This is a genomic window from Streptomyces pseudovenezuelae (genome assembly GCF_029892565.1).
Taxonomy (GTDB): domain Bacteria; phylum Actinomycetota; class Actinomycetes; order Streptomycetales; family Streptomycetaceae; genus Streptomyces; species Streptomyces pseudovenezuelae_A.
On the sequence record NZ_JARXVH010000029.1, the window covers coordinates 60,648 to 77,553 of the forward strand.

A 16,906-nucleotide genomic window follows, 5' to 3' on the forward strand; every position below is an offset into this window, starting at 1 on the left:
GCCGCAATGCCTTCATCCCACGGCAGCCAGCGCCGTCGTCATAGCGGAGGCGAACACATTCGGCGCCACCTCGGTGGCCCACCCGCGGGCGGCCAGCCGCTTCACCCGCGAGCGCACTCCCTCGACCCGGGTCGGTGTCGCCTCCCACCCCAGCCCGGCCAGGATCTGCTTCACCCGCATCCCACCGGACGCCTCCGGCGCAGCGAGCACCCGCAGGATGTGCTGGTATTCGGGCGCGAGCACCGATGCGACGGCATTCTCACCCCGGTGCGGAACGGTCGAGCCTGCTACCGCGCTACGGGTCAACTCGCCGCTCTGGCCTGCTTGTTCACCCAGTACCTCGGCCACCGTTTCCCGGGCGCCGGCCAGCTTCACCAGGGCGCCTTCCGCCGCCACGAGCGCGGCCTGCACCCGGTCGGCCTCCTCCCGCAGCCGGGCCACCTCCTCACGGACCTTCTTCTCCCGGGCCTCCAGCAGTCCGAGCACCGACGGCACAGCCACCTCCACGGACGAGACGAGCAGACGAACCGCCCCATCTCTCCCGCTTGCAGGCGGAGTTCATGCCCACCAACCTCGCACCACACGATCGCGTTCGGAAAGCGGAAGCCTTCTCAGTAACGTGTGTTGCGCAGGTCGGTCAGCCACGCCTGCTCGGGGTGGTGGTCCCAGTGGCGGCGCAGGGCGGTTTCCCGTTCGGCATAGCGGCCCCGGTGGCACAGGCCGCCGTGGGAAAGGGTCACGCTCATGCTCAGGGGCGACTCACCGGTGACCCAGTGCGGCGTGAGGAAGTGGCTCCACAGCAGCTCGCCCGGTTCCATCCGTGCGTCCTGGCGGTCCTCGTCGGCGTGCGGCGGTGGGTCCTCGGCCGTGAAGTCGCCGCTGATCGCGGAGTCCGCCGGGACCGCGCTGTCGGGGACGACGTAGCTGTGGAAGGTCTTGGCCCCTTCGACCTGCCACACCAGACCGTGCGACTGGTCTGCGTGATATGTGGAACTGCCGCCGGGGCCGGAGATGAACAGGTCGGGCGCACAGCGCTGCCAGGTGAATCCCTGGGCCGCCAGGAACATCCGCCAGGGAATCATCACCTGCTCGTAGAAGCCGTGCAGGACGCCGTCGTACAAGCGGGAGAGGTTGAAGTGCGCGAGCCTGAACGACCAGGTGGCGACCTCCTCGACGGGTGCGCGCTTGAAGGACATCGTCTTGGCCGTCTGCACGGCAGGGCTGTCCGAGCCCAGAAGTGTCACGCGCGCTTCTTCGTCGTGCCGGACGACTTCAAGGACCTCCAGGGCACTGGGGAAGGAGAAGTCCGGCCGGTAGAACTCGTGGCTGACATAGAAGTTGGGCGGCATCGTCCAGAGTTCCTTGAACTCGCCGGTACTCGTGATGGTCTTGGGCATCGATATCCTCGGTGGTGAGTGTTCGTCCGTCACCTGTTGTCCGGCTGCCTCAGGCGTCCTGTGCGCTCACGACGTCCTGGACGAAGCGCCCTCCGAAGTCCGTGTTCCACACGGACTTCAAAGGCGGCAGCCCCTCCAGTACTCCGCTCACCGCTAGTTCGAGCACCACCTCCCGCATGACCTGACGGGTCAGCGCGGCGCCCAGACACGCGTGCCGGCCGCGCCCGAACGCGACATGACGGGCTCCGGCCCTGTCGAGGCGGAACGTGTCCGGCTCCGTGAACTTCCTCGGGTCGCGGTTCGCCGCCACGAGCACGAGGACTACGCGCGACTCGGCCCGTACGGTGTGGCCGTGGATCCGCAAGTCGGTCAGGGCTCGTCTCATGGCCAGGTGGAAGGGGGTGACCAGCCTCAGCGCCTCGTCGATGGTTGCGTCGACGTCCGCCTTGATGTCGAGCCCGACGCCCTCCGGGCCCGTCACCACCTCCAGGAGGCGTGCGACGGCCGCCGCCGTGGGTTCCAGCGCTCCGCTGACGAGCTGGGCGTACACCGCGGTGGCGTCCAGCAGATCGAGTGTCCCGTCGGACAGGGAGCGGCTCAGCGCGGAGGCGAGGACTCCGGCCGGGGTGGCACAGCGCTGCCGCACGAGCTCGGTCAGCTCGTCCAAGGCCTCCTCCGCGCGCAGGCCGGCGGCAGGGTCGTACGTCTCGATCGACCCGAAGGCCAGAATCCGGGTGGCACAGTCGCCGAGTTCCGCCAGGGCGTCGGGCGGCTCGTCGAGCAAGCTGCACAGACCGGCCGCCAACGCGGGCCTGACCACGGCGGCGAAGAGCCCGTCCGGCGCGACCGCGGGGCTTGTGACCGCGACAGAGGTCGCCGCCGCGGCGGCCGCCCGCCCCACGGCGGCGGTCGTGAACAGCGGGAGGAGCAGTCGTCGCATGCTGGTGTGCCGCGGTGGATCGGAGAACACCGGCCAGCGGTCGATGAACTCCGTCACCCGCCAGTAGGTCTTCTGCTGTCCTTCCGTCAGACCGGGTGGGCAGTACGTCTCGACCTGTGCGCCGAGACGGGGATCGCGCAGCAGTTCGTACACGTCGTCGTACCGTGTCACGTACCACGTGCCCGTGGTCTCGTCCCAGTCCATGCCGCGCGACTCGCGCAGTTCGTCGAACCACTCCAACGGCGCCACTTCCCGGTTCGCCCGGAGCGTGGCCACCCCGGTGCCCTCCGTCGCGTCGTCCATCCCCAACCACCCTTTTCTGTGCGTTCGTCAGGTGAGAGCCGGGAGATCGTCGGACTCCCGCAGTGCCGGTCGGTCGGCGAGCAGGTAGTCGCTCAGTTCCCTTCGTGCTTCGTCCGACTCCGGTACGGAGGCGTACGTGGTGGTGATCTGCCGCCGCCCGTAACAGTCGCCGAGCGACGCGTGGTAGGAGTGCGGGTCGAAGGCGACGAGATCGCCCGGGGACGACTCGACGGTGAAGGCCGGCACGTCGATCGGCTCCATACCGAGCCGTCGGAGCGGGTCGTCCAGCTCCGCGGTGAACGTGTCCCAGCTCCCGCCGCGCCGGTGAGTGCCCGGAATGATCCGTAGGGCTCCGGTGCGGCCGCGCAGCGGATCCAGGTACTGGACGATCTTGAGCAGCCGGAGCGCGCGGTGGTCGCCGTCCCGGTGCCACTCGACGGCTCCGTCGTGGCGGACCCCGTCCCCGCCGGCGTAGACCACGTCCGTGCCCAGCAGCCGGCGTGCCAGCCGCGGGCACCGGTGGTCCGCCAGCAGTACCGCCCGGAGAACGTCACTGCGCTCGGCGATGCGGGAGACGCCCGCACCTGCCTGCCGACCCGGTGAGGAACGGCCGAGGACGTCTTCGAAGGCTTCCGTGACCGCCGGCGCGACATCGTCGTGTGCGCCGCGCAGGCGCACGAATCCGAACGTCCTGAAGTGCGTGACCTCGGCGGCGGTCGCCGACAGTGGAGCGAGGCTCATCCGATCAGCACCGATCCCGAGACGTAGCGGTTGAGAAAGTAGCGGCGCGTGTCGAGCTGCTCGGCCTCGGTCACCGGCTCACCGACGCAGTTGAAGGCCAGTTGGCGCCGGACATCGCCGTTCCATGCCGCGTGCATGACGTTCGTGTCGAACACGATGACGTCACCGGGCCGGGAGTCGACCACTACCGCCGGTACGTCGTCGCCGTCGAGACCGAGGTCCTGCCGGTGCCTGATGACGTGGCGGGTCGGATCACCGAGCCAGCCGTTGTCGGCACGGTGCGACCCGGCCAGGAAGCGCAGCGCGCCGGTGTCGTGCGTGACGGCGTCGAGGTACAGAACGAAGCGCAGGAAGGGCGTGTTGTAGAAGCCGTCCGAGTGCCAGTACGAGTCGCCGACCAGCGCGTTCGCGTCGCTGGTGATGACCTGGTGGTGTCGTGCGAAGTACGTCTCGCAGATGCCGCGTACCCACGACGACCGGGAGATCCGGCCGAGTTCGGGCAGCTCGGTGAGGATGTCGAACCTGGTCACCCGTTCGCTCGACGCGCTGTCCGCCGACAGCTCGATCAGTTTCCCGAATCCGCGCTCCAGGCCCCCGACGGCGTCCGAAGCGACCTGACGGAGGTGAGCGAACCCGAACACCTCCAGTTGCCGGACCACTTCGCGAGGTTTGGGCATCTCAACGCCTCCTGAGAAAGGGTTGAATTCGGTCTATGCCGCCGCGGAACTGAATTGCCAAGAGTTCTGCGGCTCTTTCGATGCACATTCTGACTATTGATGACTACTGTTTCATGCCGGGCCATACGGGCGGTCCATTCCCGGTATATTTGGCTTTCTCCGGGATTTCTCTGGTGCTTTTTTCCGGCTTGTGTCACCCTCAGGGCTGATTCAAAGTTCTGTCGATCATGTGGCGTCGCTGGTCAGAGCAGTCCCGTAAGGTCCAGCGGACGAGTGAAGGACATGTAGGAGACCTCGCGCAGGCCGGTGGCGATGCTGCGGTGTCCGGTGGCGCGCAGGGTGCTGATCGCGAAGCTGCGCAGGGTGGCCATGTTCTCCGGGCCGTGCCCCGTGCGGATCTTCGAGGCGTCTTCGCCGAACGTGGTGTCTCTGACGTGGTGCACGGCCTCGATGTCCCAGTGTGCGCGGGAGAGTTGGCCGATGGCCTGGGGTGATGCCTCACATGCCGTCAGGTCGGTGATGGCGTAGACGGTTTCGCGGGTGATCTTGCCGGTCTTGAGGTCGGTGCGGTGCCGGTGGATCTTCGCGGCCTGCGTCACGTGCGGGAAGTTCAGTCCGAGAGCGGTGACGGTGAGCGTGCGCACGGAGCGGGTCTCTCGCCGTCCATGCCCTGCCTCGCGGTCGTAGCGGCGGGCGGTGACCTCCTTCCACGGCAGCGCGCGCAACGCGTCGTGCAGGGTTGGCTGGTTCCGCTTGATCACGAGCAGGTAGTGCGCCTTCTTCCCCTCTACCAGCCACCTGGCGTGGTCACGGTGGATGTGCAGGGCGTCGGCGGTCACCACGACACCGGTCAGGTCGAAGGGAGCCAGCAGCTTCGTGAAGCCGGTGACCTCGGTGGTCTTGTCCGGCACCCGCAGCTGGCTGACGGTCCGTCCGCCCTGAAGGACGGCGGAGAGCAGGTGGGCGGCGGGGCCGGTGTCCGTGCGCGAGCCGCGGGCGGTCTTGCCGTCCACAGCCAGGTGCCGGGTGCCCGCGGGGTCGCATCCCAGCAGGTCGGCAAGCCCGCAGGGACATACCAGAGTCAGCAGACGGCGGATGGTGGAGCCCGACGGTGCCCTGCGCACGCCCAGCGGGCCGACGGCGCGCACGCCGAGGCGGGCGAGTGTGTCCAGGGGCGCGTGGCGGGCCCACTGGCCCACGGCCAGATAGGAACGAGCCCCGGCGAGCACCGCGCAACAGGCCGTGAGCACGACCGATACCAGCGAATGGCGCCGGCCCCGCCGATCTCGCGGATCACGAAGAACGGCCAGTCGTTCGGCGACACCGCTCACGCCGCGCTGGGCGGCAGTGGGCGACTTGGTCAGGCAGACAGTGGCAGACTGGCGGCACATCGATGCTCCGGACGGGCAGGGCGACTTGGGAAGGTCACCCCGTCAACCGGAGCTTCGTTGTGTCCGTGACGGTCTTCCACCGGATCGTCACACCGCAGCGACCTGCACGTTTCCATGATCCCCAGGACTTTGAATCGACCCTGGTGTCACCCTTGGGGTGCCAAGCGGTCCAGGATCCGGCTGACGTCGTTGGCGTCAGGAAGTCCGAGACGGGTGAACAGCGTCTTCGCCTCGTCCAGCCGGACGCGGGCGCTTTCGATCTGGCCGAGATCGGCCTGGGCCTCGCCGAGCACCTTCAAGGCGTACGCGTGGTCCCGTACGGCTCCGATCTCCTGGCACAGGGCCACGGCTTCGGTGACGTACCGCACCGCCTCCTCGTACCGTCCCGTCCTGCGGAGCGTTTCGGCGAGCCGGTAGAGGGCGTGCGCCTCGCGTCCGCGGATGTCGGCCGACCGGCACACGGCGAGGCACTCGGTGTACCGGGCGACGGCGTCGTCGAACCGCTCTTCCTCATGCAGTGCCAGCGCCAGCACGTACAGCGCGTACGCCACCCCCGGAAGGTCCCCCATGGCGCGCAGTACCCCCAGCGTGGCCTCGCAGGCAGCTGCCGCCTCGACCGCCCGCCCACTGCGCAGACGGGCGAGCGCCGCGTTGATCGTGGTCGCCGCCTCGCCGGACCTGTGGCCCAGCACGCGGGCGAGCGCGATCGCCTCGTCGAAGCACACCACCGCCTCGGCGTACCGGCGCTGGAACATGACGGCCACGCCGAGGTTGTTCAGCGCCTGGCGGAGGATCACCGAATCCTTGGTGCTCCTTGAGGCGTCGACGGCCTGGCGCGCGTGCTGTTCGGTGTCGACGGGCCGGGCAGCCTGCAACGCGATGTCGCTGCACAGGAACCGCGCCCGGCCGAAGTCCCGTTGGTCGCCGCGCAGCTCGGCCTCCCCCGCCAGCTCCGACGCGGCGGACCCCAGCTCCTCGAAGCGGGCGTCGACGCAGAAGGGACTGACCGCGATGAGTATGTCCACGGCGGTCCCCAGCCATCCGTCGTCCGCCTCCGCCGGCCGGCCCACCGTGCGCAGCACCGCGCTCGTCACCACCGCGATCTCACCGGTGATCCAGGACCGCGCCTCCTGGACGTCGCGGAACCGCAGCCCCTGCGACCGCAACGGCCCGAGCGAGTCGGCGACCGGGTCTCCCGGTACGGCGTGCGCGAACGCGTTGCACGCCGTGGCCAGCAGGTGGTCGAGCAGTCTGCCGAAGGCCTGGTCGGTCTCGGCCCCGTGACCGCTCCCCGTCCGCTGAGCGAAGACGCGGAGCAGGTCGTGGTAGCGGTAGCGCCCCGGTTCGGGGGATTCCAGCATGGCGGCGTCCACCAGGGACTCCAGCAGCTCCTCCGTCGTTTCTTCCTCCGCGGCGAGCACCGCCGCGGCTGCGGGGAGGCCGAAGTCCAGCGGACCCGCGACGGCCAGAAGCCGGAAGGCACGGGCCTGCTGAGGCGGCAGTTGCCGGTATCCGACCTCGAAGGCCGCGTGGATCGACACATCACCCACGCGCAGTTCCTCGATGCGCCGCCGCTCGTTGGAGAGCCGGGCGGTCAGCGTCGCGATGGTCCACTGCGGCCTGGACGCCAGCTTGGTGGCCACGATCCGGACGGCCAGTGGCAGGAACCCGCACAGCCGCAGCAGTTCGAGCGCCGACGTCCGCTCCGCCTCCACCCGCTCGGGTCCCACGACCGCGCTCAGCAAGGACAGGCCCTCATCGGGCCGGAACGTGTCCACGCCGACCTGCTTCGTGAGCGGCAGACCGAAGAGCCGAGACCTGCTCGTGACGACGAGCCCGCAGCCGGCCGATCCGGGCAGCAGGTTCCTGACCTGCGACACATCACGTGCGTTGTCCAGGACGATCAGTACTCTGCGACCGTTCAGTATCGAGCGGAACAGCTTGCAGCGGTCGTCGAGGGCGTCGGGCACGGCCCCGGCCGCGACACCGAGCGCCAGGAGAAAGCCCGTCAGTACGATGGCGGGCTCGGCCGGACTGTCGTCGTTGCCGCGCAGATCGGCGTAGAGCTGCCCGTCCGGATAGGCGTGGCGTACCCCGTGGGCGGTGTGCAGGGCCAGCGAGGTCTTCCCGATCCCGCCCATCCCGGCGATCGCCACGATGGTCAGCGCTTGGCGTCCAGGCATCGTCAGTACGGTGCGCATGTCGCTTACGGCGTCCGTACGTCCGGCGAAGTCGGGCAGATCGGGAGGGAGATGCGCCGGCACCGGTAACGCGTCCCGGTCACGGACGGCGGCGGTGGTCGCTGCCTCGGTTCTCCCCGCCGGCTCGTCGGGCGCCGCGGATTCCTCGGCGGTCGCCATGGACAGGGCCGGACTGTTCTCCAGGACCTGCCGGTAGACGGTGGTCAGTTCGGGTCCCGGATCGATGCCCTGCTCCTCCAGCAGCAGCCTTTTGGCGCCGCCGTACACCGCGAGCGCGTCGGCCTGCCGGCCCGCCCCGTACAGCGCGCGCATCAGCAGGCCGTGCGGACGCTCGCGCAGGGGATAGGCGGCCGTGAGGTCCGTCAGGTCGGGAATGACCTGGCGATGACGGCCGAGGGCGAGGTCGAGATCGAAACGCTCCTCCAGCATGGAGATCCGTAACTCCTCCAGCCGGTCGCGCTGCCGGGTGGCGAAGGGCCCGGGGACACCTGCCAGCGTCTCTCCCTGCCACATGCCGAGTGCCCGCGCCAGCAGGTCGCTCGCCTCCCGGGTCCGTCCCGAGGTACGTGCCAGCCTGGCTTCCCGGGTGAGCAGTTCGGCCTGTCCAACGTCGAGCGCGGACGGCGGGACGACCAACCGGTAGCCGTCCCCGACCGACACGAGGACACTCGGCCTGGAGCGGTCCGGTTCCAGCAGGCTCCGCAACTGCCAGGCGTAGGTGCGGATCGTGGTCGTGGCCCTGCTGGGGGGCGTGGTACCCCACAACGCGTCGACGAGTTGTGCCTTGGACACCACATGTCCGGGCCGCAGCAGCAGGACCGCCACCACGGCCCGCAGCTGGGGCTGCCTGATATGTAGTTCGGCACTGCCACGGTGCACTCGCAATGCGCCGAGCACAGCAAAGCGAAGCTCCTCCGTCACGCTGCCCACGCCCTTCCTGCCGTGCCACCGGCACCCAGGTTCGGTGACGAAGAGGGGTAACTGCACCGGTCGGTTCCCTGTCTGGGTGTGACCGGGTGCGCCGGGACAGGAGGTGGCCGGTGAGGGGCCCCGAAGTTTCCGGACAGGCACCCAATAGGGTTGTCCTGAACAAGGAAACGAGGAAGAACCGACTCGGTCGAATCGAGCGGCACAACGGCGTGGTCCCGTATCAGTAGACGGCGAGTGTGCTGTGGGCCCTGCTGCGTGACGAACGCGTCTTCACCTCCGCCCCACCGGTCACGCAGGCGGCTTGACTTCGTCATTGAGACTCCTGGAGATGGAATCAGTCATTGGTCGTGGTTTCCCGTCCGGAGTGCGCCGGCGGCGATGTGAGATGCGTCAGACCCGCTTGGTGTAGGAGCGGACGGCGAGTGGAATGAAGATCGCGGCGACCGTGGCGCAGCCGAGCAGCGCCCATCCGACGTTGGCAGTGATGGTGCCTTTGTTCATCAGGTCCCGCATCGCGGAGACCACGTGGGAGACGGGGTTGATTGTCGTCACCGCGCGCAGCCAGGCGGGCAGGGTGCTGACCGGGACGAAGGCGTTGGAGAGGAACGCCAGCGGGAACATGATCATCATGGACATGCCCTGGACGGCGCCGGCGGTCCGGGTGATGGTGCCGATCCACAAGAAGATCCAGGCGAGGGACCAGCCGGTGATGACGGCGAGGAGAATGCCGAGGGTGACGCCGGGAAGGCCGCCGCCGGGCCGGTAGCCCATGAGGATGCCCACGAGGATGGTGACACTGGCGGCTATCGCGTAGCGGGCGAGGTCGGCCATCATCGGTCCGGCAAGCGGGGCGATCCGGGTGATGGGCAGTGACCGGAAGCGGTCGAAGACGCCTTTGTCCATGTCCTCGCGGAGTTGGACGCCGGCGGCGACGCACGCGGTGATGGTGGTCTGGGCGATGATGCCGGGGATGAGGATCGGCAGGTAGCTGGCTTGGCTGCCGGAGATGGCCCCGGCGAACATGAACCCGAACATCACGGTGAACAGCACGGGCATCGCGGTGACGTCGACGAGTTGTTCGGGGTTGCGGCGCATCTTGAGCAGGGCGCGCCAGGCCAGGGTCGTGGTCTGGGTGAACGCGTCGTGAAGGGGTACTGATGCCTGGACGGTGCGGGTGGCCGGTCGGGGCGTGGCCCAGGTGGGGTTGGTGACGGTGGCGGTCATGAGTGGCTCGTTTCGGTCGCAGGGACGCCGGTGTCGCTAGGTCGGCCGGTCAGGGCCATGAACACGTCGTCGAGGCTGGGTTGTTCGATCGCGGCGCCCGCAATGTCGAGGTGGTGGTCGCGCAGCGCGATGAGGACGTCGGCGGCTTGGTTCGCGTCGCTCAACGTGACGCTGAATCCGGAGCCGGTTGGCGTGGGGATCGGTGTGTCGCGGATCAGTTCCGCAGCCAGGGCGACTGCTCGTGCCGTGTCGGCGTCGTACGTCAGGCTGACGCGCAGGCTCGACGTGCCGATCTGGGCCTTGAGCTGGTCGGGGGTGCCTTCGGCGACTTTGCGGCCGTGGTCGATGACGGTGATCCGGTCGGCGAGTTCGTCCGCTTCGTCGAGGTACTGGGTGGTCAGCATGATGGTGGAACCCTCGGCGGCCAGGTCGCGGATCGTGTGCCACATCTGGGCACGGGTGCGGGGGTCGAGACCGGTGGTCGGCTCGTCCAGGAAGACCAGCGCCGGCCTGGTGATCAGGCTGGCCGCGAGATCGAGGCGGCGGCGCATGCCGCCGGAGAACTGGGCGATGGGTCGGTGAGCCGCGTCGGTCAGGTCGAACTTCGCCAGCAGGTCGTCGGCGGTGCCGTGGGCTCTTTTGGAGGAGAGTCCCTGCAGGCGGCCGAACAGCCACAGGTTCTCGCGACCGGTCAGGTTCTCGTCGACCGACGCGTACTGGCCCGTCACACCGATCAGTTGCCGCACCGCGTGGGCTTCCCGGCGCACGTCGTAGCCGAAGATCCTCGCCGATCCGCTGTCGATCGGCAGCAGTGTCGCCAGCATGTTGAGCACCGTGGTCTTGCCGGCACCGTTCGGGCCGAGCACCCCGAAGATCTCACCTTCGCAGACGGTGAGATCGATGCCGTCCACGGCCCGGTTCGTGCCGAACGTCTTCGTCAGGCCGCGAGCCTCGACGGCGGTCGGGCTCTGGACACGGCTCTCGCCGTCGGCTGGGCGGCCGCTGCTACTGGGCCTGCCAGGCGTTGTCGCGCTCTGCACATTCATGTCACTCCATCCGCTCAACCAAACGCGCCAAGACGGTCAGGGAGAGACCCGCCTGCATCAGCCTTCGCGGGGACCGCCACGCCGGCATTCCTGAAGTTAGGATGGTACTGAATTTAGTACCGTGTCAAGTTTAGTTCTGGTATAACTTTTTGTTATGCATGAGGGACTGCGGGAACGCAAGAAGCGGGAGGCGCGGCAGCGCATCTCCGATGTCGCGACACGTCTGTTCGCCCAGCGGGGATTCGAGGCGGTCACGGTCGCCGAGATCGCCGAGGCGGCCGGGGTCGCCAAGGCCACGGTCACCAACTACTTCCCGCGCAAGGAAGACCTGCTGCTGGATCTGCAGGCGGAGGCCGAACGACTGCTCGTCGACGCCATCCGGGCGCGTCCGCCCGGTCAGAGTGTTGTCGAGGCGGTCCGGGCGCTGATGCACCGGTTGCTGGCCCAGCAGCATCCGCTGTCCGCCGTCGAGCCGGCCATGGCGTGGTTCGGACACCTGATAGCGCAGAGCCCCGCACTGCTCTCGCGGGCCCGGGAACAACGGGAGTACCTGGAATCCGCGGTCGCCCGCCAGCTGACCGAGGAAACCGGCGACCCGGTCCGCGCCGACCTGGTCGCCCGGCTGCTCCTGGCCACGGCGACCACCGCCGTGGTCACCCCGATCCGGCGGCTCATCGCCGGAGAACCGGCCACCACCATCGCCACGGATCAGCCACAGGTAATAGACCAGGCATTCGACCTGCTGGCCACAGGCATCCGCACCTTCGGCAGCGACACCTGACCACGCCCGTCAGCCCCGACATCCACGTTACGTTTGGCCGGTTCCTCCGGTCAGACTCTCGCGCGCACCGTACAGCGGTAGAGCTGGACCATCCGAGGACAGATCGCGATCCACGACCATCAGCCAAGAGCTGCCTACCCGCAGGCATCCACCAGAAACGAGAACACCCCTGACAACGACACCGCATCACCCGATCGCGATCATCGGCGGCGGCCTCGGGGATCTGGCGGGGGTCGAGGCCTGCTCGCCGAAGGGGTCGTTCGAGGGCGTCGATGACGGCTGACCGCAGACGCATCGCGGTTTCGGGCGTGTCGTCGATCGCCCAGAAGATCCAGCCGATCCAGCTGATGCTGCGGCCAGAAGTGGAGGCGTGTGCCAGCCACGCGGCCCGGTGCACGATCTCGTCCCGGATCTTTCCGGTCGTGGAATCGGTCCAGTCCGCGGACCGGCGAAGACACCGTTGCGAGCGCCATCGCTCCAACTGGGTCGGGCTGATGGTGTATCCGATGCTGTGGGACCGCTCCAGCGACTTGGCAGGACGAGGCATTCTCCGGGCATGGCGAGTGGTCGATGCTCGGTGCCGGCGCGTGCGGTGCCGCGCCCGTGCACGTGGACGCGACGCCTGTGCGTTTCGACCTGCCTGTCCCCGCTGACCTCCTGGCACAGGTCACCTGGCGCAACCGGCGGGGCCAGATCCGCGGTCTGAAACACGTGGTCGATGGGCGTCTTGAGCGCGCGATCAGTCTCCAGGGGTTTTACCGTCTGACACCCCAGTCGGCCGGAGAGTTGGCGCAAGTCGCCGGCACCACTGTTCCTTCCGTGGCCGTTGGCACCAGGCCGATGAGGTGACCGCTCGTTCGGTCCGGATCAGAGGGTCAGGAGCCCGTTGGTAGCCAGGTTGAGGGTGGACGGAGTGTGTCCGGCACAGATGATCCGTTCGACGGCACGAGGCCAGTTGGCGTTGAGCCGACGGCTCCAGCGAAGTTGGCCGTGCCTCCGGTGAACTCCGCTCCGGCGAAGTCCACCATGCCTCCGGCGAACTCCACCTCGCGGAAGTCTGCCCTGCTGCCGGAGAACCGCACCCCGTGGAAGCTCACCCTGCCGCCGGCGAACCGCGCGCCGCGGAGTTCGATCCGGCCGCCGGAGAACTCCGACAGGTTGAAGATCACTGGGCTGTCGGAGAAGTGAGCCCCGCTGAAGTCGGCCCTGCCGTCGGTGAATCGAGCCCGATGGAAGTCGACGGCGCCGCCGGAGAACTGCGCCCCGCTGAAGTCGACCCAGCCGCCGGAGATCCGTGTCTCGCGGAAGTCGGCTCTGCCGTCGGTGAAGTGTGCCCTACGGAAGTCAACTGCCCCGCCGGAGAATCGAGTTCCGCGGAGGTCGACCGTGCCACCGACGAACCGAGCCATGCGGGAGCTCACTGTGCCGTTGGAGAACCGTGCCCGTGAGAGGTCTCCGCCGTCGAAGGTGACGTGGGTGAGGTCGAAGTCGTGGCCGTGCCAGGAGTGCGGGTGCTCGGGTGGCAGGCGGAGGTGGTCGCGGATGACGCGGATGACGGTGTGCCGGACTTCCCGCAGGGCCTGGTAGGTCTGCCGGGCGGCGGTGTCGTCAGGGGGAAGGTCGGTCTCGGCGGTGTAGGGCAGCCGGAGGTAGGCGCACAGGACGTCGATGCAGGTCTGGCGCAGGTCGCGGGTGGGGGCGTCGTCGGCGAGGCCGGCCAGGGCGTGCACGCCGCCGAGGCGCACGGCGGCCGAGTCCGCCGAGTTGGGAGACGGCGGTGGTGAAGCGGTCGGTGTGCAGGCGGGTGGCCTCGCGCAGGGCGCCGTCTTCGTCGATGCGCTGGCGTCGGTAGGCCACCACCAGGGCGACCAGGGCGCCGGCCCCGGCGACTACGCCGAAGGACAGCTTCACGAGGTCGAAGAGCGTCGTGGATTCGAGCTGGTGCTCGGGCCTGAGCCCTCGGGCGTCCAGCAGGTGCCACCCCATGTAGAAGACCGCGAAAGCCACCAAGACCGCGGTGGCGAACATCAGCGCAAGGACCAGGCCGACCGGCCACAGGCGCAGCCCGCGCTCGGTCCGACGCCGGACAAAGGTGTTCCCATACCCCGTCAAGACCCCTACCGGAGCGCAGCGGTTGCAGCGGCATCCTGTGGCCCCCGAAGGACACCGTCGTTCGTTCAACCAGGTCCCTCCGGCCGCGATGCCCGTCTTCGTGCATCCGCCCCGGGCCCTGCCCTTACTGCGGCGGTTCGTCCCCCAGGTAGCGGACGGCCGGGATGTGTCTGGCCAGCCGCATGTGGACGGTGGTGTGCCCGTGAGCGGCAAGTTCGGTGCGGGCCTCGCTCATGTTGAGGATCTCGTCCATGGTGTAGGCCTCGGTACACGGTCCGAGGTCGATCTGGTGCTCGCCGAGGGCGAAGACCAACGACGCGTAGCCGACGGTGACGCGGGACAACGAGGCGGCCGCTTCGGCCAGCTGGTCCAGGGCCTCGGCGCTCTCGATGCCCACGGACACGGTGTCGCCCGTGAGGACGTTCTCATCCCCGTCGAGTAGCGCAATCATCTCCCTGACGTCACGCACATCCTGGCGGCTGAAGTCCTCGGGAAGCGGAAAGTAGTGCCCGGTGCGGCTTTGCAAGCGGCCCAGGTCGTCGAACGCGTCGGCCCAGAACTGCGCCTCGTTGTCCTTCCAGCCGGGCGGGGCCATACCCGCCGAGATCAGGGCCTGCACCCCGGGTGTGTTGGCGCCGGCCAGGACGAGTTCCATGACGTTACCCGGGAGGCTGTGGGCGATCAGCCGGAGCACCGGCACCACGGTCTGCGGCAGGACGGGCTGGTCCAGCTCGAAGCTGAACGTCAGCGCGCCACTCCGGTCGCGCAGGTGGTAGCGCAACCTCACCCTCATCACCCCGGTGACGTCGTGCCCGTGCAGGGTCCCGCCCTCCGTGCCGGTGACCTTCTCGGTGAAGGTGACCGGCAGGGAGGTGAGCGGGACACCGGACTGTCGTTTCAAGACCAGCTGTCCGTGGAGCGGCGGCGTCACCTCCTGGCGCGGCGAGGTGATGCGCACGCCGCCAAGCGACAGCTGCTCCAGTCCGAGACCCGCAGGCCCGGTCAGACGCATCCCGGTGAGGTTGTCCGCCGCCAGCTCCACCTCGCCGCCGAAGCGCATCGTCTCCTCGAACAGGCGCCGCCGCTCCTCCTCCCGATCGTCGCCGGCCGGGAACCGGATTCGGCCCACGAAGCGGATCGCCGCCTGCTCGCCGGGGGAGGGTGCCTTGGGCGTCAGGTGCACGGCTGTCTGGCCGCTGGAGCCCAGCGTGGAGCGCACCGCGTAGTGCGGGCAGATCTCCTGGGCCCGCGCGTGCAGCGCGCTCGCCCGCTCCAGGTAGTCGGGCAGGCCGCCCAGCAGGACATCCCGCTCGGCGCGAGCTTCGGCGATCCGCTCCAGAATGTAGTCGCCGGACTCCTGCAGCGCGTAGCGCACCAGGTCTGGATGGGCGGCGAACTTCCCATCCAGCCAGCTGCGCCCGCGCCAGTGCCGTACGAACGGGAACTCTTCGCGCAGGCCCTCAAACCACCGCAGCTCGGCGGGATTGTGATCGATCGGCACCAACAGGTCCCAATGGTCGGGCTGATGACGGGCCGCGGACACCAGCGAGCGCACGACCTGCCGGCGGCGTACCTGGTTCATGCGCCCGGTGAACGACTTCTCCTCGTAGATGAGGAGTTCACCGTTCTCGGTGTGCTCGCACAGGTCCTGGCCGCCGTCCCCGCCGCTGCCGTCGATCGCCCGTGCCCTCTCGCGCAGCCGCAGCATCAGCATCGTCACCAGCGCCTCGGACACCTTCGGGCTCTCGGCCGCCAGTTTGTCCCATGGAACCCTCACCACACCCCCACCCTACGAACCAGCACCGACATCACTGTCAGACTCTTCTGGGACCATCCGGGCATGCTCATCAGCCCACAGCTGGCCCGGGACACCCTGGCGGATCTGATCAAGGACTGCGGCCTGCCCCTCGAGGCCGGTGAACTGATCCCCGGTAAGGGCGAGTTCCTTGCTCACGGCCATGTGTTCGTCGGCGACGTTGCCGTGCGCGGCTACAAGGACAAGGGACGGTGGAGGTACGACGACCGAGACATCCGCCGAGCCGGGCGGCACCTCGCCTCCGTGGTGATCGACAGCGCTGACCTCGCGGAAGCCGGGTTCCCCGATCGTCGCTGGTTCGACGTTCGAGGAACCTTCGATGACATGAGGGGGGCCGACTGGCGCGGCACGCTGAACCATTGGGCCTACGCTGCGGCGCACCGGTCCCTACTGCTTGAACGCGATGGCCCGGCCACCGTCGGGTTCAACCCTGCCGACGACTTCGATCTCCTCGATCCAGAGCTCAGCATCGACATCGACGTCGACATCTGGAGCAGCAGCAGGTACGAGATCGGTCCTCACGGCCTTCCCGGTCAGCTCACCTTCGACGAGTTCGTCTCCTACTACGGCAAGCGCACGATCGCCGGCACCCGCCCGCTCGACGTGCTGGCGTGGTCGGGAACGCACTGGGTGTTCCCCCGCGCGTACAGGGACATGCTGGATCACTGGCAAGCCCAGGACCGGGAACTCTCCGAGCGTGCTCGGATCTGCAGTGGCTGCGGACGGCGGGGAAGCGGCTGGTCATGGCGCACGCCCACCGCAGGCGGCTACGTCACCATGTGCCCGTCCTGCTCCGGCGAGCCCTTCCAGGCCTACACCGGACACCTGCACGGTGTCGCCTACACCTCCCTGCGCCGTACGCACCGTGCCGATGCCTACTTGTGCTGTTTGTGCCGCGAGAGCCGGGCGTTCATCTGGGATCACTGCCACGAGCACGGTTTCGTGCGCGGTCCGGTGTGCGCGAGCTGCAACACCTTCGAGGGCAAGGGCGTGGCTTTCCTCCGCCGGGACGGCAGCCTCGAGCATCTGCTCGCGTGCCGAGGATGCAGGGACGCGAGCACCTTGCCGCGCCGTTTCCACCTCGACGTCGCCCTCGCTCACTTGGAAGCCGACAAGGGGCACGGCCACTGTCGCCCTCGGCCGTACGCCGAACTCAGGGAAACAGACGGCGTGCACCACATCACCCTGTCCTGCCCCGCGCACGCCTCAACAGCGAAATGGACAACGGAGGTGACGGTGGCCGAGGTCGTCGGCATCGTCCGCGCCTTCGTGGACAGCACGCTCACCAGTCCAGGACGCCACACGGCGCTTCAGGCAGGACTGCAAACGGGACCGTGAGCCGGACGA

13 protein-coding genes are annotated in these 16,906 nt (G+C 68.5%); 2 read left to right on the forward strand and 11 right to left on the reverse strand.

The window, feature by feature from the left end; genetic code table 11:
• Positions 1-12 precede the first annotated feature (12 nt).
• The 9 genes from M2283_RS47135 to M2283_RS47175 form a co-directional block, all read right to left on the reverse strand.
• Positions 13-495: a hypothetical protein gene (locus M2283_RS47135; protein WP_280882770.1), complete on the reverse strand. Its 483-nt coding sequence runs from the start codon at positions 493-495 to the stop codon at positions 13-15.
• Positions 496-611: 116 nt separating this feature from the next.
• Positions 612-1,397 carry a hypothetical protein gene (locus M2283_RS47140; RefSeq protein ID WP_280882771.1) on the reverse strand — a complete coding sequence of 262 codons (786 nt, stop codon included), beginning with the start codon at positions 1,395-1,397 and terminating at the stop codon, positions 612-614.
• Between the two features lie 49 nt (positions 1,398-1,446).
• Positions 1,447-2,640, reverse strand: a complete 1,194-nt coding sequence (locus M2283_RS47145) for a cytochrome P450 (RefSeq protein ID WP_280882772.1) — start codon at positions 2,638-2,640, stop codon at positions 1,447-1,449.
• Between the two features lie 27 nt (positions 2,641-2,667).
• Positions 2,668-3,381, reverse strand: a complete 714-nt coding sequence (locus M2283_RS47150; RefSeq protein ID WP_280882773.1) for a phytanoyl-CoA dioxygenase family protein — start codon at positions 3,379-3,381, stop codon at positions 2,668-2,670.
• On the reverse strand, positions 3,378-4,058 hold the full coding sequence (locus M2283_RS47155; protein WP_280882774.1) for a phytanoyl-CoA dioxygenase family protein: 681 nt from the start codon (positions 4,056-4,058) through the stop codon (positions 3,378-3,380). The genes M2283_RS47150 and M2283_RS47155 overlap by 4 nt, the downstream gene beginning before the upstream one ends.
• A gap of 242 nt (positions 4,059-4,300) precedes the next feature.
• On the reverse strand, positions 4,301-5,449 hold the full coding sequence (locus M2283_RS47160) for an ISAs1 family transposase (protein ID WP_280882775.1): 1,149 nt from the start codon (positions 5,447-5,449) through the stop codon (positions 4,301-4,303).
• 146 nt (positions 5,450-5,595) lie between these two features.
• Positions 5,596-8,571: an AfsR/SARP family transcriptional regulator gene (locus M2283_RS47165; protein WP_280882776.1), complete on the reverse strand. Its 2,976-nt coding sequence runs from the start codon at positions 8,569-8,571 to the stop codon at positions 5,596-5,598.
• A 399-nt stretch (positions 8,572-8,970) separates the two neighbouring features.
• Positions 8,971-9,804: an ABC transporter permease gene (locus M2283_RS47170; RefSeq protein WP_280882777.1), complete on the reverse strand. Its 834-nt coding sequence runs from the start codon at positions 9,802-9,804 to the stop codon at positions 8,971-8,973.
• Positions 9,801-10,850 (reverse strand): ATP-binding cassette domain-containing protein, encoded by a 1,050-nt coding sequence (locus M2283_RS47175; protein ID WP_280882778.1) that lies wholly within the window; start codon positions 10,848-10,850, stop codon positions 9,801-9,803. Before M2283_RS47175 ends, M2283_RS47170 begins: the two co-directional genes overlap by 4 nt.
• A 154-nt stretch (positions 10,851-11,004) precedes the next feature.
• Here M2283_RS47175 and M2283_RS47180 point away from each other — a divergent pair, with 154 nt between their 5' ends.
• Positions 11,005-11,631, forward strand: a complete 627-nt coding sequence (locus M2283_RS47180; protein ID WP_280882779.1) for a TetR/AcrR family transcriptional regulator — start codon at positions 11,005-11,007, stop codon at positions 11,629-11,631.
• Between the two features lie 875 nt (positions 11,632-12,506).
• On the opposite strand, the gene M2283_RS47185 is transcribed toward M2283_RS47180, so the two are convergent.
• Both M2283_RS47185 and M2283_RS47190 read right to left on the reverse strand, forming a co-directional pair.
• The gene (locus tag M2283_RS47185) at positions 12,507-13,376 is read right to left on the reverse strand and encodes a pentapeptide repeat-containing protein (RefSeq protein ID WP_280882780.1); all 870 of its coding nucleotides are present in this window, start codon (positions 13,374-13,376) and stop codon (positions 12,507-12,509) included.
• A gap of 491 nt (positions 13,377-13,867) precedes the next feature.
• Positions 13,868-15,457 carry a hypothetical protein gene (locus M2283_RS47190; protein ID WP_280882795.1) on the reverse strand — a complete coding sequence of 530 codons (1,590 nt, stop codon included), beginning with the start codon at positions 15,455-15,457 and terminating at the stop codon, positions 13,868-13,870.
• Here M2283_RS47190 and M2283_RS47195 point away from each other — a divergent pair.
• Positions 15,377-16,897 (forward strand): endonuclease domain-containing protein, encoded by a 1,521-nt coding sequence (locus M2283_RS47195; protein ID WP_280882781.1) that lies wholly within the window; start codon positions 15,377-15,379, stop codon positions 16,895-16,897. The two genes, M2283_RS47190 and M2283_RS47195, sit on opposite strands and share 81 nt — an antisense overlap.
• The last annotated feature ends 9 nt before the right edge of the window (positions 16,898-16,906 follow it).

What these genes read in the sequence shown, in the direction of transcription:
- M2283_RS47140 (WP_280882771.1), bottom strand. Translation starts at nt 1,397, where the DNA reads ATGCCCAAGACCATCACGAGTACCGGCGAGTTCAAGGAACTCTGGACG.
- M2283_RS47150 (WP_280882773.1), bottom strand. Translation starts at nt 3,381, where the DNA reads ATGAGCCTCGCTCCACTGTCGGCGACCGCCGCCGAGGTCACGCACTTC.
- M2283_RS47145 (WP_280882772.1), bottom strand. Translation starts at nt 2,640, where the DNA reads ATGGACGACGCGACGGAGGGCACCGGGGTGGCCACGCTCCGGGCGAAC.
- M2283_RS47190 (WP_280882795.1), bottom strand. Translation starts at nt 15,457, where the DNA reads ATGCTGATGCTGCGGCTGCGCGAGAGGGCACGGGCGATCGACGGCAGC.
- M2283_RS47170 (WP_280882777.1), bottom strand. Translation starts at nt 9,804, where the DNA reads ATGACCGCCACCGTCACCAACCCCACCTGGGCCACGCCCCGACCGGCC.
- M2283_RS47180 (WP_280882779.1), top strand. Translation starts at nt 11,005, where the DNA reads ATGCATGAGGGACTGCGGGAACGCAAGAAGCGGGAGGCGCGGCAGCGC.
- M2283_RS47160 (WP_280882775.1), bottom strand. Translation starts at nt 5,449, where the DNA reads ATGTGCCGCCAGTCTGCCACTGTCTGCCTGACCAAGTCGCCCACTGCC.
- M2283_RS47155 (WP_280882774.1), bottom strand. Translation starts at nt 4,058, where the DNA reads ATGCCCAAACCTCGCGAAGTGGTCCGGCAACTGGAGGTGTTCGGGTTC.
- M2283_RS47175 (WP_280882778.1), bottom strand. Translation starts at nt 10,850, where the DNA reads ATGAATGTGCAGAGCGCGACAACGCCTGGCAGGCCCAGTAGCAGCGGC.